This is a genomic window from Limosilactobacillus agrestimuris, from assembly GCF_943193105.1.
Classification (GTDB): Bacteria; Bacillota; Bacilli; order Lactobacillales; family Lactobacillaceae; genus Limosilactobacillus; species Limosilactobacillus agrestimuris.
This window is the reverse complement of record NZ_CALPCW010000004.1, coordinates 130,581-150,046: the sequence shown is the minus strand read 5'-3', so window position 1 is coordinate 150,046 and position 19,466 is coordinate 130,581. Positions and strand designations below refer to the sequence as shown.

Below are 19,466 nucleotides of genomic sequence, written 5' to 3'. Positions count from 1 at the left end.
GACCCGTTAGTCAAGTGGTTAAGACACCAGCCTTTCACGCTGGTATCGTGGGTTCAAATCCCGCACGGGTCACTTTTATGGAGGATTAGCTCAGTTGGGAGAGCATCTGCCTTACAAGCAGGAGGTCACAGGTTCGAGCCCTGTATCCTCCATTCACAACGAAAGTTGTGTTTGGTAATTTAATAAAACCCATATAATCGCAATGGCTCGGTAGCTCAGTTGGTAGAGCAACGGATTGAAGCTCCGTGTGTCGGCGGTTCGATTCCGTCCCGCGCCACTTTATGGGGGAGTAGCGAAGTCTGGTTAAACGCGACGGTCTGTAAAACCGTTCCTTCGGGTTCGGTGGTTCGAATCCACTCTCCCCCATTTTATAGGGATATAGTTAAACGGTATAACTACGGTCTCCAAAACCGTCGTTGTGGGTTCGATTCCTACTATCCCTGCTTTTATGAATTTTTTGGCGGTATTGGTGAAGTTTGGTTAACACACCGGTTTGTGGGTCCGGCACGCGTGGGTTCAAATCCCACATACCGCCCTTTGTTAAAAGGGTTTCCTTTTAACGTTAACTATTTGGTGGTATAGCCAAGTGGTAAGGCAGAGGTCTGCAAAACCTTTATCATCGGTTCAAATCCGATTACCACCTTTTAGTTACTAACTAATACTTAATATTTTGCCTCTGTGGCGGAATTGGCAGACGCGCTGGACTCAAAATCCAGTTCCCGTTGAGGGAGTGTGGGTTCGACCCCCACCGGAGGCATATTTTAACTGAGTAAATGGTATTAGTTGGTAAGCAATTTAGCAGGAGAAAGTTCATATTAAACTTTCTCCTGCTTTTATTTTATTACTATTTTGAAAGCGCTATAATTAATATTAAGTGTACCTTAAATATTGAAATAAAGCTGGGTGGAAAATGGAAAGGGCATATACTAAAAATTATGCTGTAGATAAGATGACAAAGTTAGGGTTAACTTCTGCTGGAAGAGAAGATCGGATACGTTAGCGTGTCACAAGTATGGGTCAGCAGTCCGTCCTTACTATTTAATTCATTTTATTTTGTCCGGATCAGGGATATTTAAGGTTAATAATATATCGTATCATCTTCATGCTGGTCAGGACTTTTAATTGAACCGAATTTTCGGACAGTCTACATTGCAGATAACCAAACTCCTTGGTCATATGTTTGGGTTGGTTTTGCTGGGAGTGATGCGCAAACTTTAGTAAAGCAGCTTCCCATTTCAGAAGATTCACCAGTCTTTGATAGTGATAAATCGTATGAAATGGTCGATTGTGTTAATAGAATACTGAAACTTGATAATAAGTCTCTAGCCGATAAACTTTATGGACTAAGTTGTTTATTACGTTTTCTTAGTTATGTTTCTGCTGGGACAAACGGGAAAATAAGGATTAAGGGATCACAACAAAATGACTATGTAAAGCAAGCTATTCAATATATTAGCCAACATTTAGAAACAGTTTCTGTTGATCAGCTCGCGCGAGTTACTAATATTAATCGAAGCTATCTTAGTGATTTATTTAAGCGAGAATTAGATTTAACACCTAGTGAGTATCTCCGAAATTTTCGCATTACAAAGGCAAGGCATTTATTAGAATCATCAAACGTTAGTATTGATCAGGTAGCAGGACAATGCGGGTATGAATTGACGAATACGTTTACACGGTTATTCAAACGTGCTTATGGAATTAGTCCTCGTAAGTATCGTCAGCAAAGTCAAAGAATAAAAGAATGAGAAAAGTTATTTTACAATACAAAAAAGCGACTCTAAACACCGTATCATTCGAGCTTTAGAGCCGTTTTTCTATGCAATGGTTTTAAGGGATTTATTGTGATTAAGAAGTAGCTCAGCAATATTACTTTTGAACCATTGTGTAAGTGGTCCCATAAATAGGGCAGTAATAATTGTACCTATTCCTAAAGTAACATTGAAAGAAAAACCAACCAAGACGCAGATACTATCCGTGATAATTCGACAATATTTAAATGGTAGTAAGTGAAATTTATAAGCAGCAATAAGTGCAATAGCATCATAAGCTGACACTCCTAGATCTGCTGTAAAGTAGAGTGCAGCAGCTAGACAAGTAAAAACGATTGCGGTAATCATTAATCCACAGCGAAGAGTTAAATTAGGATGAGGAAAGATATTATCAAAAATTGAACGCATCACATCTGCGGTGATCCCTGTTAGAAAGAGGTTAATAATGGTTGCGATTCCAATATAGTGACGACGAAGGATAAAAACAGGAAAAAGAAGGAATGCGGTAAGGATAAGATAGAAAGTAGAATAGGTGGAATTAAAAAGGTTAGCAATCCCTGTTACTAAGCACGTAAATGGATCAACACCGAGATTTGCTTTTTGAAGCATCCCGACACAGATTCCACAAAGCAATACACCACAAAAAGCCATAGTAATTTTTTTAAATTGATACAATTATTTCACCCCTATGTAAAAACGTTTATCGTTTATTTTATTTTCGCTTTTATCGTAGCGCTTTCATAGGTGAGATACCGTGAAATTAGTTGTCAATATAATGCAAAATGTTAGAAATAAGTGAGTCAAGGACTATCAATTACAAAAGCGATCAAGCATAATGTTTACTTGATCGCTAGAAGAATTTAATCCCGATTCTCAATAAAATGCCAAACAAAAAAGCCAATTCCGATGATTAATGCGAGCCAGCCCCAAAGCTGAAGGAAAAGATAAATCTTAAACATCAGCATGGCGATAATCCAACTAATAATCATCATTCCTAAGCAGATACTATCACCAACCATACTATCAAGCCGGAATGTGCAAAGGTAAAGAATTCCGGAAGCCAGATATAGTACTGCAATCACGATTTCGGCAGTCATACTGAATATTCGTGCAGAAGCATCAGGGTTTGCAGCCGCGGTAAAGAGTGCTTGTAAGAAGATAACAATTGCAAGAATAATCATAATGATCCCAACAATTATTTTAGTATATTTCATAACGACACCTCCTTATAAATATATTAATATTTAAAATGGCGATTATAAAACGATCTAACCTAAAATATTATAAGAAGCTTTTTCGCGTCGCATAAATGAAATTAAATATGAATTATTTTTCATATGTTTAGTGCTACTAATTTTAAATTTGCTGATTTATCCATTGATAATATATGCGAGGGAAAAATCACTAATTATTATTGATTAAATTGGTTAAAGGGTAGTAGGAGTAGCATTTAATTTTTATCGTCTTTAACGTTCTTGCTTTTATTTAATTGAAATCACAATAAGTAGTGGCTAAATTATAATTGTATCTACATATTGGGGTGGAGAAGTCAAGGTTTCACTTTACTTTTTTTCGATAGTATGATAACAATCGTTAATATTAAAAAAGGGGACTGGAGCAATGGAAATAAAGTTAATGAAAGATGCAAGCCTACAAGACCTTACTAATGTTAAGGTTATTAAGCGTGATGGTTCAGAAACACCTTTTTATGCTTATAAGATTGACTTAGTGTTGAGAGAATTAAGCGCTGATGATGAGACAAAGGAAGCCGTGTATAAGGCACTTCTTTCTTTTGTTAATCAACAATCAATTTCGACTAGAGAAATTGCCCAAGCATTTATTGATGGCTTGAAAAAAGCAGACCAAAATGTACTAGCTCAAAAGTATATTGATTATCGTCGTCAGGATGAACGAAACTTTGTGGAAGCAACCGATCCCCAATATAAGCTTAACCAATTATTTGACCGAAATTCGCGGGTGGTTCACGAGAATGCCAATAAGGATAGTCATGTGTTCAATACCCAGCGGGATCTGGAAGCTGGGGTTGTTAGCCGTGCTCTCGGTTTACGGATGTTGCCTAAACTAGTAGCCAAGGCTCATTTACGGGGTGATATTCACTGGCATGACTTAGACTATTCACCGGTTACACCAGAAACTAATTGCTGTTTAATCGATTTTGATGAGATGTTTAAGAATGGTTTTAAGATCGGAAATGCTTGGGTTTCTTCACCACATTCTATTCAGACGGCAACTGCTCAAATGTCACAGATTATTGCTAACGTTGCTTCATTACAGTATGGCGGTTGTTCAGCCAACCGAATTGATCAATTGTTAGAACCATATGCTAAATTAAATTACCAAAAGCATATGAAGGATGCTGAAGAATGGATTGCTCCTGAAAAGCGGGAAGACTTTGCTCGCACTAAGACTAAAAAGGATATTTATGATGCAATGCAGGCATTGGAGTATGAAATTAATACTCTTTATTCAAGTCAAGGACAAACACCGTTCACAACAATTAACTTTGGATTAGGGACAAGTTGGATTTGTCGTGAGATTCAAAAGGCAATCTTGAAGATCCGGATTAAGGGACTTGGTAAGGAACACCGAACTGCCATCTTTCCAAAGCTGATCTTTACTCTTAAACGGGGACTAAACCTTCAACCTAGTGATCCAAATTATGACATCAAGCAATTAGCTCTTGAATGTTCAACTAAGCGGATGTACCCGGATTTACTGATGTACGATAAAATCAAGGAAATTACTGGAAGTTTTAAGACACCGATGGGATGCCGGTCATTCTTACAAGGATGGAAAGATCCGGAAACCGGGAAAGAAGTAAATTCTGGTCGAATGAACCTTGGAGTTGTCACAGTTAACCTTCCCCGGATTGCCCTTGAAGCTCATGGAGACAAGGAACTCTTTTGGCAGATTTTCCAAGAGAAAATGAATATTTGTCATACTGCTTTAAAATACCGGATTGCACGGACAAAGCAGGCTAAGCCGGAAAATGCCCCACTTCTTTACATGTACGGGGCATTTGGAAAACGACTAAAGCGGACTGATAGCGTTGACGAAGTTTTCAAAAATAGTCGAGCAACTGTTTCTTTAGGTTATATTGGTCTATATGAAGTTTGCACCACGTTCTATGGGACAAATTGGGAGCATAACCAGGAAGCCCATGACTTTGCTGTTTCAATTGCTAAGGCAATGCACGATCTTTGTGCTAAGTGGGAAAGTGACGAAGGTTACCACTATAGTCTTTATTCAACCCCAGCGGAATCATTGACTGATACTTTCTGTCAGGATGATCTTAAGAAGTTTGGCCGGGTTGAAGATGTTACGGATAAGGAATATTACACTAATAGTTTCCACTACGATGTTCGAAAGCACCCAACACCATTTGAAAAGCTGGAATTTGAAGAGGCATTTCCATACCAAGCTGCAGGGGGCTTTATCCACTATTGCGAATATCCAAACCTTCGTCAAAACCCGAAAGCTTTGGAAGCTGTTTGGGACTGGGCATATGATCATGTTGGTTACCTTGGAACAAATACAGCGATTGATCAATGCTTTAAATGTGGTTTTAAAGGTGAATTTGAAGCGACTGCTCGTGGCTTTAAGTGCCCTCAATGTGGTAACCATGATCCAGCCACCTGTGATGTTGTTAAGCGGACCTGTGGTTATCTAGGTAACCCACAACAACGACCAATGGTTCACGGTCGACATGAGGAAATTATTCACCGGGTAAAACATATGAGTTCTTCAATGATTAAGTCAGCTGCCCAATTTGAGCAAAATCGACAGCTCGACTCAAAGGAAGAACGAGCCGCAATTAACGGTAATCAAATCTAAAGAGGGGTAAAAATGGGAGAAAAAGGGCCACAAAGGTTACCAAAGAATCCACAACCTAAAGAATGGTTGGCAAAGGATCATTCACTTCAATATATTGCTGACTATAAACCATTTAACTTTGTCGATGGTGAAGGAGTACGTTGTAGTGTGTACGTGAGTGGTTGTTTGTTTAACTGTCCGGGTTGCTACAATAAAGCTGCGCAGAATTTTCATTATGGTCAACCATATACTAAGGAACTTGAAGACCAAATAATGGAAGATCTTTCTCAAAGCTATGTTCAGGGACTAACCCTACTCGGGGGAGAGCCTTTCCTGAATACTCAGGTTTGTTTGAAGTTAATTCACCGGTTGAGGAAAGAGTTTGGTCACACGAAGGATATTTGGTCATGGTCAGGATATACTTGGGAAGAACTTTTAAAGGATTCCGATGATAAATTAGAAATGCTCCATAATATTGATATTTTGGTAGACGGTCGCTTTCTTCTGGCAAAAAAGGATTTAACTTTACAGTTCCGGGGAAGTTCTAACCAGCGAATTATTGATGTTCCTAAATCATTTGCTAGTGGCAAGGTCGTTATTTGGGATAAGCTAGTTCATTAGTAGGTGAGATTGATGAAAAAGGAATTACTTAAAATTGTCCAGATGGCTAGTCGGGATCAACCGGCGTGGTTGCAAAAGAAGCGGTCATTGGCGTTGATATTGCAAGAACATTTTTCAAAAGCTGAACAACAGCAGAAATGGTTGACTAAATGGGAAAATCCTTCTTTAGAAATTAATAGTGATGACTCGGCATTAATACATGATGGGGATGACTATGTAGCGTTACCGATTAACTTAGCGGTTCAAAAATACCCGGAATTATTACAGGAGAACTTAATGGAAAAAGCTGTCCGCTGGCAGGAGAACCAGTTAAATGCGACTCACCTTGCTTTAATGGATGCTGGTCAGTTTATTTATGTACCAGATAATACGGAACTTAAGTCACCACTGGAATTAAGTTTGGTAACGAAGAGTAATAATCCACATAACTTAATAATTGTTGGTGCTGGTGCAAAAGTGTCAGTGGTTGAAGAAAGTAGGTATCAAACAGAGCAACCTATTTATGCTGCAACCGAGATTTTAATGGGGACGGGAGCGCAGGTGAAGTTTTATCAGGACAACCACTACCAAAGTGATTTTGTTCGTCAAGCCGTTCATGCTTACCAGGCCCGTGAATCAGTACTAAATATTGAAGGAATAATTCCAGCGGTTAGTCACAACTATAATAGCTTTTATAGTTTCCTTGATGGTTCAAATGCCCACTGGAATGTTAAATTGGCTTCACTTGTTAATAATGCGAGTCAGCGGAAGGTAACTACTCAGGTTGATGGTTATGGTGAAGGAACAAGTGCTGATGTAAGGGAATGGGGATGGAAAACTCCAAACTCTCAATTAGAATGGGGAAAGTTGGCTACTGTTGATGGTGAGCCACTTGAGCTTCATCAACAACGGGTGGTAGCTAGTAATAAGACTCTCCTTATTAATAATATGCCAAGGAATTCAGTAGATTTTTCAAGTGCTCATGACTTTTTTGAGGAATATTTACCCATAAAGTCGTGGTTAATGGAGCATTGTTAGTTACAGAATAGTTACAAAACCAAGCAAAATAACGTTAAAAGGCTCAGATAGGAATGAATTTTTCCTATTTTGAGCCTTTTAAATACTCTTTTATTACAAAAATCATTTTATAAGTTAACGAAGAGAAAATGGAGACTAAATGGCGGTAGATCAGGATTTGAAGCGGTTAATATTTGATAGAATAGGAAGCCTTTATTACAATAAATTACGAAAATTGGTGAAATTGATAATCTGTAGTAACTGCTATGTAATTTTGATCGTGTATATTAGAAACTGTTGATGAGGTAATCAACAACTTAACAATGATAATTAGAAATTTGAAACAATAATTAAGAAAAGGAAGGTATTTCATTTATATGAATAAGTTATCGAAGAACATCGCTAAAGTTACAGCTGCTGTTGCCGGGGTTGTTGCCTTAGGAACTATCGCAACTACCACAACCGCTAACGCCGACTCAATTTACACGGTGCAAAGCGGTGACACCTTATCAGGAATTTCATATAAGTTTGGTCATGATTTAACTTTTGTTGATACATTAGCATCAAACAACAACATCGCTAACAAGAACTTGATTTATGTTGGTCAAAAGTTAGTAATCAAGGATGATGGTGAAGTTGCTCCTGCTACTCAACAACAAGTTGAAACATTGCCATCTGCTAATACCACTAACCAAGCAAGTCAAATTAACCAAACTAGTTCAGCAGCTGCTTCAACTAGTGCAACTACTCAAAGTCAAGCACCAGCACAATCACAACAAGCTGTTTCTGCAACTGCTACTAACAACACAGCTGCCCAAACTCAAACTGCAACCGCAACTACTTCAGCAAGCAACGCTGCAAGTTACAACGGTAACAGTAACTACACTTCCAATGTAGCCGGTAACGATGCCGCTGCTAAGGCTTGGATCGCTGCCCGTGAATCAGGTGGTAACTACGGTGCTACTAACGGCCAATACATTGGTAAGTACCAACTTTCCGCTTCATACTTAAACGGTGACTACTCAGCAGCTAACCAAGAACGAGTAGCTGACCAATACGTAGCCAGTCGTTACGGTTCCTGGAGCCAAGCCCAAGCCTTCTGGCAATCACACGGTTGGTACTAAAATAGAGTGTGAGCCCGTATAAAACTCACAGTTGATAACAATTTCTCCCGGCAGTGGTGTTTTAACACCGCTGTCGGGAGTTTGTTGTCTCTAAGGGCTTTCCTGTGAATATATTTAGCCATATGGTAGTTTTTTGCTATAATAATAACCATAATTTTCAAATAGTTAGGGAGTACAAAATGCTATTTAAATCAAAGAACGATCAAGGAGCGATTGAACAGGCACAAAAAATGTATGGTGCGGGAATTAATCGTGGCCTTGCAGGGTTTGTTGCTCAGGGACGTAAAAAGAAGAAGCCGGTAACATCAATAGATGATGAGATTGTGTTAACCACGACAGAGAATATTCCAGAAAACAATTATCGAATTATTGGAATGGTTTTTGGAACTGCAACTAATCACCAACAAGCAGTTAAAGCTTTACGGAAAAATGCTCAGAAAATTGGTGCAGATGTTATAGTATCAATGCGCTTTGACTCTAATAATTCAACTGTTACTGCTTACGGAACGGCTGTGAAATTAAAATAGAATACTCATTGAAAAGGGCCAAAGTTTAGCGATGCTAGACCTTGGCCCTTCTTTATATGGAAGTATTAATTTTGTGTTTCCCATGGTTTATCTGTACTGATTAAATTAATGAGCTGTGTTTGTTTCTTTCGTGTTTCTTTTCGATGTTTTCTCCGGGTTTCATAACCAGCGATCATTGCTTTTTGCTCAGCGCTTTGGGGAACTATCTGATCGTATTGAATTGACTTATTTGGATCTTGAATTACAAAGGTAATGAAGCATGAAAAACCAACGAACCTTTCACCAGTTTTAAGGTGTTCACCAATAACTTTAACAAAAATTTCGAGTGACCGGTGTCCAAGCCCAGTAACGTAGGCTTCCATACACATTGAATCTTGGAGATGGAATGGTTGGAAAAATTGGAGGTGATCCATTGTTGCGGTAACAACTGTGGAACGAGTTACCCGCATTGCAGCAACGGAAGCCTCACCATCAACTAATTCAAGGATTCGTCCACCAAACACTGTTCCATGTTCATTTAAATCAGCATTAAGAACCCGGTGGAGAGAAACAGCTAAAGTATCATTACAATTTATCTTCATTATTTACAGCTCCTTAAATTTATTCCTTATCATTTATTTTATCACAGTTAAGAAATCGCTTTCTTTGAGGCGTTAATCTCATTATTGTAAAAATGAAAAAATATTAATAACTTTTTCATCTTTTTCTTAAAAGTTATATTATAATGGAGACACATGGAGATGAAAGGATGAGATCAATGTCAAAAGATAGTCAGATTATTGATACTAAGTCACTATACGTAAACCCTGAGCGGGGAGTGGCTACCTTAAATTACAGTCAAAACTACTTTACTGATATTCCTTCATTAATTAATAGTGATGAAGTAAAGCATATTGTTAAATTATACCTGGATTCACGTAATCCAGATAATGATGACGATGCCTTTGATAATGCTAGTGTTGACAAGTTTATTGATGTATTGAAAAAGATCCTTGTTGATGATGACAGTGCTTTTGATGAATACGATCCAAAAGATATTCTAGAGAGTGTCGAAGAATTATATTCATATTACCGTTCATTATTGCGGGTATCCGTTATTAATTACAATGATAACAAGATTGTTGGAAATGAATTCCGGACAATTGATACTCAATTTAACGATCTGGTACGGAAGCTTTACCGGATTCTTGAAGAAAAACTTCAAGGCTTTGAAAATCGGACCTACCGGCAAGTTAATGCGGCAACTAACGCTACTATTTTAGTTCAACAGCATAATTGGCAAATCCCTGCTGGTTATGAAGAATTACGCGACATTGATTTCATCAATACTGTAATGCTTCGGCCACCAATGATGATGCACACAAAGAGTAACAAACGTGAAGGGGTCTTTTCTGCTGTTAGTGAAAACCCAGTAGATCGTTTCCATGGAGAACGGGGAAAGTGGTACTGTTACCCAGCAAAGATTGGGGAAAGTCTTGCCTTTATCTACTTCAACGTTGACTACCTTGTAAACGGAATTGCTCTTTCTAACCTCTTTGAACTGGCTTCACCTGAAGAAATTGAAGGACAAAAGCCAGACTTGGTTGTTCTCTTTGGCCTTGAAAAGACAGAAGGCATGGTTTCGCACTACTACCATGACGAAAAGAACAATATTTGGATCGGTGAAGTTCCGTATACTGATAAGACCACATACTTTGGTTACATGAAGAAGATGTGCTTAACTCTGCACAACCTTCACCAAATCTATAATGGCCGTTTACCAATTCACGGTTCAATGTTAAAGATTAAGTTTACTAATGGTAAAGAAAAGAACGTTGTCTTCTTTGGTGATTCAGGTGCCGGAAAGTCTGAATCAATTGAAGCATTGCAAGAATTAGCTGATGACAAGATTGTCAACATGGAAACCATTTTTGATGATATGGGAAGCTTTACCCTTACTGATGATGGTCATATCTATGCTCAAGGGACAGAAACCGGTGCCTTTGTTCGTCTAGATGATTTAAGTAGTGCGGTTGCGTTTAATAACATGGATCGGGGCGTATACTTGAATCCAGAACGAAAGAATGCCCGGGTTATTATTCCTGCTGATACTTACCAAAACGTTATTAAGCACCACCACATTGATATGTGGCTCTATGCTAATAACTACAGCGATAAAGTAGGCATTCACCGCTTTGATACTAAGGAAGAAGCTGAAAAGGTCTTTGTTGCTGGTCAACGGAAGGCCCTTGGAACAACTGATGAAGTTGGGATGAGCAAGACCTTCTTTGCTAACCCATTTGGTCCAGTACAAGAACCAGAAAAGACTAAGCCAATTATCGATAAGGTCTTCACTGAATTATTCGATAAGGGTGTTTACGTTGGTGAAATCTTTACCCACCTTGGTAATGATAAGTCTAAGGATGCATTGAAAGAATCTGCCTCAGAATTACTTGATGTTTTAATGAACGAATAATTTAAAGTTACAAAATCTTCAATTTTTGCAATAGTCCTGTAACATTTCGGTGTTACAGGACTTTTTTGAGCTTAAAATCAAAAACTTTAACAAAAATTAGTAATAATCAGGAAATATTTAAATGGTTTTTGAAATAGGGAAGGAAAAGTTTAGGGTGAGCGAAGAACGCTGATTTATCAATGGTTCTCCAGTTAATACCAATGAATATATAAGAAAAATACGTATATTTGTTACAAAAAATTACAAATATGGCGGAATTTGAAAAGTCATGGTAACCGGTCCGTAACGATGACCCTGTATAGTATATAAGCGTTGATGATATATAAAACATCATTTTCCAAAACAATTAACATCATATTACTTACAAACTTACAAGAGAAAAGGATGGATTGATTTTTTTATGAAGTTATCTAAGAAAGCAGCTAGGATTACAGCAGCCATTGCCGGTGCCGTTGCTTTAGGTACTGTCGCTACTGCAACTACCGCTAACGCCGACAGTGTTTACACTGTTCAAGCAGGCGATACCCTTTCTGGGATTTCTTACAAATTAGGTCATGATTTAACTTTCGTTGATACCTTGGCCTCAAACAACAACATTGCTAACAAGGACTTAATTTACGTTGGTCAAAAGTTAGTAATCAAGGATGACGGTGAAGTTGCTCCTGCTACTGAAAAGCAAGTTGAAACATTACCTTCAGCTAACACAATAACTCAAAACAACAACCAAACTAGTTCAGCAGCTACTACTAACAACACAGCTGCCCAAACTCAAACTGCAACCGCAACTACTTCAGCAAGCAATGCTGCAAGTTACAACGGTAACAGTAACTACACTTCCAATGTAGCCGGTAACGATGCTGCTGCTAAGGCTTGGATCGCTGCCCGTGAATCAGGTGGTAACTACGGTGCTACTAACGGCCAATACATTGGTAAGTACCAACTTTCCGCTTCATACTTAAACGGTGACTACTCAGCAGCTAACCAAGAACGAGTAGCTGACCAATACGTAGCCAGTCGTTACGGTTCCTGGAGCCAAGCCCAAGCCTTCTGGCAATCACACGGTTGGTACTAAAATAGAGTGTGAGCTCCGTATAAAACTCACAGTTGATAACAATTTCTCCCGGCAGTGGTGTTTTAACACCGCTGTCGGGAGTTTGTTATTTCGAGTGAGTTTAGGGCGAGCATGTTTCGAGTAGAGAAAAGTTAAGCTCCCGCTTGGGTGCTAAAAGCACCTGAGTGGGAGTTTGTTGTCTTTAAGGGCTTTCCTGCGAACACGTTTACAATATTGACTAATAAATTAAACTCGTTTTAGGGGGATAGAATGCACCTAAAACGAGTTTATTTCTTTTTTAAACAATATCACCCGATAAATAACTAAAGGGTGCATTTTTAAATATAATCGGTTATAATTGTGAATGAAGTAACATTGTAAAGATGTGAACCAAATTATATTTTAGTCTAGGAGGCAATAATAATGAAGATTGCTATCATTGGATGTACTCATGCTGGAACAATTACAGCTAATCAAGTGTTAACTAATCACCCGGATGCTGAAGTTACTATTTACGAAAAAAATAATAATATTTCATTTTTATCATGTGGAATTGCTACTTATCTTGGCGGTGTCACAAAGAATATTGATGATATGTTTTACTCAAGTCCAGAAATATTGAGTAAGTTAGGTGCTTCCGTAAAGCTAGAACATGAAGTTACTAGCGTTGATCTTAAGAAGAAGTCATTAACTGTTAAGGATTTAAATAGCGGTGATGTAACAGAAGATCACTATGATAAATTAGTGGTAACTACTGGTTCTTGGCCGGTTATTCCTGACCTCCCTGATATTCATAACCCAAATGTTTACTTATGTAAGAATTATAATCATGCTAAAAAATTGTTTGAAGTAGCAAAGGACGCTAAAAATGTTGTTGTTATTGGTGGGGGCTATATTGGTGTCGAGCTGGTAGAAGCCTACAGTAAGCAAAATAAGAATGTTACTTTGATTGATGGTAATGATCGTTTGCTTAGTAAGTACTATGATCAAAAGTACACTGATATTGTTACTAAGGATTTTGAAAAGCATAATGTTAAGTTAGCTTTTGATGAATTAGTTGCTGGATTTGAAGAGGGGGCTGATGGTGGTGTCGTTGTTAAGACCAACCGTGGTAGTTATTCTGCCGATATGGCAATCTTATGTATTGGATTCCGGCCGAACACTAGTCTCTTTAAAGGACAATTAGAATTTAATGCAGATGGTTCAATTAAAACCAATGCTTACATGCAAACTTCTAATCCAGATGTATATGGTGCCGGAGATGCAGTAGCAGTTCACTATAATCCTACTAATAAGGAAGCATATGTACCATTGGCTACTAATGCTGTTCGGCAAGGGGTAATTGCTGGAACAAACCTTTTTGGAAACACGATGACGTATATGGGAACCCAATCAACATCAGGGTTGCAACTCTATGATCACTCGATGTCTTCAACTGGGATGACATTGGAAAGTGCTAAAGCAGCTGGCTTCGATGCTGACGCTGTAACCTTTGAAGATAATTATCGTCCAGAGTTTATGCCGACTAATGCGAAAGTCATTGGGACTGTTGTTTGGGATCGGAGTAATAACCAAATTCTAGGTGCCCAATTCATGAGTACTTATGATATTTCAATGTATGCTAACGCAGTTTCCGTAATGATTCAAAATCGGAACACGATTAACTTTATGGCAATGGTTGATATGCTTTTCCAACCTAACTTTGACCGTCCGTTTAACTTTATTAACCTTCTCGGCCAACAAGCAGTAGCTAGAGCAACCAAATAGTTTATTAACTAAATAAGAGCGTGATGGGAATCAGTAGTGGTTCTCACCATGCTTTTTTATTTTGCTCCTAATCTTTTCCTCCATAGTTAAATGAAACTGGTAAAATAGGTAATTGACATCATGATATTGTGTTTGATTAGGGAGTGAACACTAGATATGGCAACTTTACAGATAAAAAAACTTCATGTTGCAGTTGAAGATGAAGAAACTCACCAGCAAAAAGAGATCCTTAAGGGAGTTAACCTCAAAATGCAAACTGGGGAAATTCACGCGATTATGGGGCCAAACGGGACAGGAAAATCAACGTTATCACAGACTATTATGGGGCATCCCAATTATCACGTTACCCAAGGCGATATTTTATTAGATAATCAAAGTATTCTTAAAATGCCTGTTGATAAGCGAGCACGAAAAGGACTGTTTTTAGCGATGCAGTATCCCGCGGAGATTCAAGGAGTAACCAATGCCGAATTCCTTCGTGCAGCAATTAATGCTCGTCGGCCAAAAGGTGATCAAATTTCGGTCATGGAGTTTCTCCAAGAGCTGGATGAAAAGCTTCAACTATTAGACATGAAGGAATCAATGACAGAGCGCTATCTTAATGAGGGCTTTTCTGGTGGTGAAAAGAAACGGAACGAGATTCTCCAATTGTTGATGATTAAGCCCCATTTTGCGATCTTGGATGAGATTGATTCGGGACTAGATATTGATGCATTAAAGGTTGTTTCACGTGGGGTTAATTCCATGCGGGGTAATAATTTTGGGACATTGATTATTACCCACTACCAACGGCTACTAAAGTATATTGTTCCAGATACGGTTCACGTAATGATGGATGGCCGAATTGTAAAAAATGGTGGGCCAGAATTAGCACAGAAATTAGAAGCAGAAGGGTATGCTGGCTTACGCGATGAATTAGGTTTAAAGATTAACCTGGTTGATGAGGATAACTAAGGAGACAGCGATTTATGGATTTTGATTATTCACAGCTTAAAGCTCAGCTTCAAAAAATGTTGGTGGAAAATGATGAGCCCGTTGAGTTGGTTCGCTTTCGTCAAGAATCTTTAACTAAGTTAGAAACAACCCAATTTCCGAAAATTACTAAATTTGACTTTAAGCATTGGCCGTTTATTTCTAACCATGTTCACTTTTTTCAGTCATCAAGCCTAATTGAACATCAGAACGACAAAGCTCAAATAGAGGTAAGAGTCGATTCAAAAAATATTATTACTACTGTTCCAAATTCAGTAAAGGAGCAAGGAATAATTATTACCGATCTTTTTTCAGCAATTAAAAACGATCCCCAAATAGTAAAAAAATACTTATCAAAAGTAATTTCTCCAGATGAAGATGTTCTCTCTGCATACCATGCGGCTCTTATCAACCAAGGAATCTTTATTTATATTCCCCAAAATGTTGAATTGAATTCACCTATCCACTTAACCGTTAATTTCGATCAGCAAGAAAAAACGACGACTAATTTTCACCTGCTAATTATTACAGGGAAGAACAGTCGTTTTCAAATTATCGATCACTTGGTTTCTGATAAAAAACAAACTAATCCTTTGACTAATTTTACAGAGATTATCGCGGGAACAAATAGTGAAGTTAATTTTTCATCCCTTGATCATTTGGCACAGTCAGCTCCTGTTTACTACCAATATCGAGCAGCCGTTAAGGATTATGCTAAAGTTAATTGGTCGATTGGATTAATGAACCAGTGTGATACTGCTGGTGAGATTGACTCGGAATTAATTGGTGAAGGTGCTTTTGCTAATTCACAATTAATCGCCTTAACTACAGCTAACCAGCAATTAGGGATTAATAACCGGGTTACTAACCATAGTCCCCATTCACAAGGGCTAATTAATCAGCGAGGAGTTGCTCTTGGTAATTCGCGACTAATCTTTAATGGGATTGGTCAAATCGTTCATGGTGCTCACGGCTCAACTGCAGAGCAACAAAACCGCTTATTGATGATGTCGCCTCAGGCGGTGGGGGATGCAAACCCAATCTTGTTAATTGATGAAAATGATGTCGAAGCTGGACATGCAGCAAGCGTCGGCAAAATTAATCAAGAACAGCTTTACTACCTTTTAAGTCGGGGTATTCCGAAGAAACAAGCACAGCGAATGGTCATTCGTGGCTTCTTAAGTGCGGTTATTACATCAATCCCCGATCGGAATATTCGTCAAGAGATGATTGGAATTTTAGAAAGGAAGTTAAGGGAAAATGACTGATTGGGAGCGAGTTCGTGATGACTTTCCAGAATTGCAGCAAACGATGAATGATGAACGTCTTGCTTACCTTGATAATGCGGCAACAAGTCTGAAACCGCCAGCAGTGGTCAATCGCTTAGTAAATTTTTATCAACAGGAAAATGCTAATGTCCACCGGGGGACTTATCAGTTATCTTTCGAGGCGACTGAACGCTATGAACGCTCCCGTGAACTTGTTAGAGAATTTATCCATGCCCAGGATCAACGTGAAATTATTTTTACTCGGGGGACAACTGAAGGCCTTAATTTAGTTGCGGCTACCTATGGGGAGCAGAATGTTCGACCTGGAGATGAAATTGTTATTTCATTAGCTGAACACCATAGTAATTTAATCCCTTGGCAGCAATTGGCAATCAAAAAGCATGCGACATTAAAGTACATCAGGCTAAATCCAGATGGTCAAATTGATCTTGATGATGCGCAGCAAAAGATTACTTCCAAAACAAAAATTGTTGCGGTGACCCATGTTGGTAATGTCCTGGGCAACCAAAGTCCAGTAAAAAAATTAGCTAGATTAGCTCATCAACATGGAGCGATTATAGTTGTTGATGGGGCTCAGGCAGTTTTGCATTTACCAGTGGATGTTCAAGCATTATCTGCTGATTTTTATGCCTTCTCGGGCCACAAAATGCTTGGACCGACCGGAATTGGCGTCCTTTATGGCAAGCAGTCATTACTTGAACAGATGCCTCCCTACCAATTTGGTGGTGAGATGATTGAAGATGTCCAGCTTTACCACAGTGATTGGGATCAAATTCCACATAAGTTTGAAGCTGGAACACCAAATATCGCTGGTGCTCTTGGTCTTGCGAGTGCAATTAGGTATTTACAAAAAATCGGGATGAGAAATATCCAGACAAGGGATGAAGAACTAATGGCTTATTTGTTACCGAAACTAGAGGCAATTTCGGGAGTGAAGGTTTATGGATCAGAAAATCCTTCTCAACATATTGGCGTTGCTTCATTTAATATCGGTGGCCTTCATCCCCACGACGTTGCAACAGCTCTTGATATGGAAGGAGTAGCCGTCCGGGCTGGTCACCATTGTTCTGAACTACTTGTTCATTCATTAGGGGTAAATTCTACGGTTCGTGCTAGTTTGGCATTTTATAATAACCAGGAAGACTGTGATCAGTTACTTAGGGCAATCGAAGAAACAAAGGAGTTCTTTAACGGTGGGCTTAGATAAATTAAATCAACTGTACCGGGCAGTAATTTTAGAACATGCCGCTAACCCACATCATCATTACGTAGTCCCAGATGCTACAAACGAAAAAACACTTCATAATACTACTTGTGGTGACATGGTTAATGTTAGTCTCCACCTGGATTTAAATAACCGGATAACCGCGATTGGCTTTACTGGCCAGGGATGCACGATTAGCCAGGCTTCTGCAAGTATGTTAACTGATGTAATGTTGGGTAAAAGTAAGGATGAGGCGTTAGCAATTGCAAAAATCTTTTCTGATGAAGCAATTGGAAAGAAACATTCGAAAGAAGAATTAACAGAGTTGGGGGATGCTCGGGTTTTAACGCAAATTATGGAATTCCCCGCACGGATTAAGTGTGCAACTTTAGCTTGGTGGGCACTTCAGCGCGCATTACTAACGGAGCCAGGAAAGGAAGATTACAGTGACTGATGTAAAGAATATTCTTGGTAACCAGGACTATCAGTATGGCTTTCATGATAATGTTGAGCCACTTTATTCAACCGGTCGTGGTTTAACAGAAGCCACGGTTCGTAAAATTTCTGCTGAAAAACATGAACCGCAATGGATGCTCGATTACCGACTAAGGGCGTTTCACTTATATAAGAAAATGCCAATGCCTAAATTTGGTCCGGATTTATCTGGCCTGGATTTAGACAATATGTTGTATTACCAGAAAATGACCGATAAAAAGTACCGGGATTGGAAAGATGTCCCAGAGGATCTTAAAAGGACCTTTGACCGTTTAGGTATCCCTGAAGCAGAAAGGAAGTATTTAGCAGGATCGGCTGCACAGTATGAATCAGAGGTGGTTTATCATAACATGAAGCAGCAATTTGCTAAACAAGGGATTATCTTTACCGATACTGATTCCGCCTTACAAAAGTACCCAGACCTTTTCAAAAAGTGGTTTGGAAAATTAGTTAAGCCAGCTGACAATAAGTTTGCGGCGTTAAACGCAGCCGTATGGTCTGGAGGCTCTTTTATTTATGTGCCGAAAGGGGTTAAGGTTAAGACACCGATTCAGGCATACTTCCGTTTAAATGCAGAGAATACGGGACAATTTGAACGAACCTTGATTATTGTTGATGAAGGGGCAAGCGTTGATTATGTTGAGGGATGTACCGCACCAAATTATTCTTCAGATAGTCTTCACGCTGCCGTGGTCGAGGTGAATGTTTTAAAAAACGCCTATTGTCGGTATACCACTATTCAAAATTGGTCAAAAAATGTTTATAGTTTAGAGACAAAACGAGCGGCCGCAGACGAGAACGCAACGATGGAGTGGGTTGATGGTAACCTTGGTTCGAAGGTGACAATGAAATATCCAAGTGTTTACTTGAATGGTCAGGGTGCTCGAGGAACGATGTTGTCAATCGCCGTTGCTAGTGACCATATTCATCAGGATTCAGGGGCCCGGATGATTCATAATGCGCCGAATACGTCTAGTTCAATTGTTTCTAAGTCAATTGCGCGGACAGGTGGTTCCACTGATTATCGAGGGAATATTCGGTTTACTGAAAAAGCAAATGGCTCAAAGGCTCATGTTGAGTGTGACACGATTATTATGGATGACCAGTCATCGTCGGATACGATCCCGATCAATGAGATTAACAACTCGGATGTGACAATGGAGCATGAGGCAAAGGTATCAAAGATTTCAGCTGAAAAACTTTATTACTTGATGAGTCGCGGGATTAGCGAACGAAAAGCAACGGAAATGATCATTATGGGGTTTGTAGAGCCCTTTACGAAGAAACTACCAATGGAATATGCAGTTGAATTAAACCGCTTAATTAGTTTTGAGATGGAAGGATCGATTGGTTAATATA

At 38.9% G+C, this 19,466-nt stretch carries 18 protein-coding genes and 8 tRNA genes; 23 read left to right on the top strand and 3 right to left on the bottom strand.

Annotated elements, in window-relative coordinates; translation table 11 throughout:
* From NFR46_RS04575 to NFR46_RS04530, 10 genes are all read left to right on the top strand, one after another.
* Positions 1-72 (top strand) — tRNA-Glu (locus NFR46_RS04575).
* 7 nt (positions 73-79) lie between these two features.
* Positions 80-152, top strand: a tRNA-Val gene (locus tag NFR46_RS04570).
* 52 nt (positions 153-204) lie between these two features.
* A tRNA-Phe gene (locus NFR46_RS04565) sits at positions 205-277 on the top strand.
* Positions 278-283: 6 nt separating this feature from the next.
* Positions 284-366: transfer RNA gene (locus tag NFR46_RS04560), tRNA-Tyr, on the top strand.
* 6 nt (positions 367-372) lie between these two features.
* Positions 373-443, top strand: a tRNA-Trp gene (locus tag NFR46_RS04555).
* Between the two features lie 17 nt (positions 444-460).
* Positions 461-535, top strand: a tRNA-His gene (locus NFR46_RS04550).
* A gap of 37 nt (positions 536-572) precedes the next feature.
* Positions 573-643: transfer RNA gene (locus NFR46_RS04545), tRNA-Cys, on the top strand.
* 29 nt (positions 644-672) lie between these two features.
* Positions 673-757: transfer RNA gene (locus NFR46_RS04540), tRNA-Leu, on the top strand.
* 296 nt (positions 758-1,053) lie between these two features.
* Complete coding sequence (locus tag NFR46_RS04535; RefSeq protein WP_251575088.1) at positions 1,054-1,122, top strand: cupin domain-containing protein; 69 nt, start codon at positions 1,054-1,056, stop codon at positions 1,120-1,122.
* Positions 1,123-1,277: 155 nt separating this feature from the next.
* Entirely contained in the window at positions 1,278-1,748 is a 471-nt protein-coding gene (locus NFR46_RS04530; RefSeq protein ID WP_251575071.1) for a helix-turn-helix domain-containing protein, read from the top strand.
* 69 nt (positions 1,749-1,817) lie between these two features.
* Here NFR46_RS04530 and NFR46_RS04525 read toward each other — a convergent pair whose 3' ends face one another.
* Positions 1,818-2,447 carry a YczE/YyaS/YitT family protein gene (locus NFR46_RS04525; RefSeq protein WP_251575070.1) on the bottom strand — a complete coding sequence of 210 codons (630 nt, stop codon included), beginning with the start codon at positions 2,445-2,447 and terminating at the stop codon, positions 1,818-1,820.
* A gap of 185 nt (positions 2,448-2,632) precedes the next feature.
* A complete protein-coding gene (locus NFR46_RS04520) occupies positions 2,633-2,986 on the bottom strand; it encodes a hypothetical protein (RefSeq protein WP_251575069.1) in 354 nt (117 codons plus the stop codon).
* Between the two features lie 406 nt (positions 2,987-3,392).
* On the opposite strand from NFR46_RS04520, the gene nrdD reads away from it, so the two are divergent.
* The 5 genes from nrdD to NFR46_RS09450 all read left to right on the top strand — a co-directional run bounded on the left by nrdD (position 3,393) and on the right by NFR46_RS09450 (position 8,874).
* Positions 3,393-5,627, top strand: a complete 2,235-nt coding sequence (gene nrdD / locus NFR46_RS04515) for an anaerobic ribonucleoside-triphosphate reductase (RefSeq protein WP_251575068.1) — start codon at positions 3,393-3,395, stop codon at positions 5,625-5,627.
* 12 nt (positions 5,628-5,639) lie between these two features.
* Positions 5,640-6,227: an anaerobic ribonucleoside-triphosphate reductase activating protein gene (nrdG, locus tag NFR46_RS04510; protein ID WP_251575066.1), complete on the top strand. Its 588-nt coding sequence runs from the start codon at positions 5,640-5,642 to the stop codon at positions 6,225-6,227.
* A gap of 12 nt (positions 6,228-6,239) precedes the next feature.
* Entirely contained in the window at positions 6,240-7,244 is a 1,005-nt protein-coding gene (locus NFR46_RS04505; protein ID WP_251575064.1) for a SufD family Fe-S cluster assembly protein, read from the top strand.
* Positions 7,245-7,600: 356 nt separating this feature from the next.
* Positions 7,601-8,347, top strand: coding sequence for an aggregation-promoting factor (gene apf, locus NFR46_RS04500; protein WP_251575061.1), 747 nt, complete (start codon positions 7,601-7,603; stop codon positions 8,345-8,347).
* 179 nt (positions 8,348-8,526) lie between these two features.
* A complete protein-coding gene (locus NFR46_RS09450) occupies positions 8,527-8,874 on the top strand; it encodes a heavy metal-binding domain-containing protein (RefSeq protein ID WP_420908580.1) in 348 nt (115 codons plus the stop codon).
* A 65-nt stretch (positions 8,875-8,939) separates the two neighbouring features.
* Here the strand turns inward: NFR46_RS09450 and NFR46_RS04490 are convergent, their stop codons facing one another.
* A complete protein-coding gene (locus tag NFR46_RS04490) occupies positions 8,940-9,458 on the bottom strand; it encodes an acyl-CoA thioesterase (RefSeq protein WP_251575084.1) in 519 nt (172 codons plus the stop codon).
* Between the two features lie 173 nt (positions 9,459-9,631).
* On the opposite strand from NFR46_RS04490, the gene NFR46_RS04485 reads away from it, so the two are divergent.
* The 8 genes from NFR46_RS04485 to sufB all read left to right on the top strand — a co-directional run bounded on the left by NFR46_RS04485 (position 9,632) and on the right by sufB (position 19,462).
* Positions 9,632-11,329, top strand: coding sequence for a phosphoenolpyruvate carboxykinase (locus tag NFR46_RS04485; RefSeq protein ID WP_251575059.1), 1,698 nt, complete (start codon positions 9,632-9,634; stop codon positions 11,327-11,329).
* 400 nt (positions 11,330-11,729) lie between these two features.
* Entirely contained in the window at positions 11,730-12,401 is a 672-nt protein-coding gene (gene apf, locus NFR46_RS04480) for an aggregation-promoting factor (protein ID WP_251575057.1), read from the top strand.
* Between the two features lie 402 nt (positions 12,402-12,803).
* Positions 12,804-14,147: an FAD-dependent oxidoreductase gene (locus tag NFR46_RS04475; RefSeq protein ID WP_251575056.1), complete on the top strand. Its 1,344-nt coding sequence runs from the start codon at positions 12,804-12,806 to the stop codon at positions 14,145-14,147.
* Between the two features lie 156 nt (positions 14,148-14,303).
* Entirely contained in the window at positions 14,304-15,101 is a 798-nt protein-coding gene (gene sufC / locus NFR46_RS04470; protein ID WP_251575053.1) for a Fe-S cluster assembly ATPase SufC, read from the top strand.
* A 14-nt stretch (positions 15,102-15,115) separates the two neighbouring features.
* Positions 15,116-16,387, top strand: a complete 1,272-nt coding sequence (gene sufD / locus NFR46_RS04465) for a Fe-S cluster assembly protein SufD (protein ID WP_251575051.1) — start codon at positions 15,116-15,118, stop codon at positions 16,385-16,387.
* Entirely contained in the window at positions 16,380-17,615 is a 1,236-nt protein-coding gene (locus NFR46_RS04460) for an aminotransferase class V-fold PLP-dependent enzyme (RefSeq protein ID WP_251575050.1), read from the top strand. The genes sufD and NFR46_RS04460 overlap by 8 nt, the downstream gene beginning before the upstream one ends.
* Positions 17,602-18,066 (top strand): Fe-S cluster assembly sulfur transfer protein SufU, encoded by a 465-nt coding sequence (gene sufU, locus NFR46_RS04455; protein ID WP_251575049.1) that lies wholly within the window; start codon positions 17,602-17,604, stop codon positions 18,064-18,066. The genes NFR46_RS04460 and sufU overlap by 14 nt, the downstream gene beginning before the upstream one ends.
* Positions 18,059-19,462: a Fe-S cluster assembly protein SufB gene (sufB, locus tag NFR46_RS04450; protein ID WP_251575048.1), complete on the top strand. Its 1,404-nt coding sequence runs from the start codon at positions 18,059-18,061 to the stop codon at positions 19,460-19,462. The genes sufU and sufB overlap by 8 nt, the downstream gene beginning before the upstream one ends.
* The last annotated feature ends 4 nt before the right edge of the window (positions 19,463-19,466 follow it).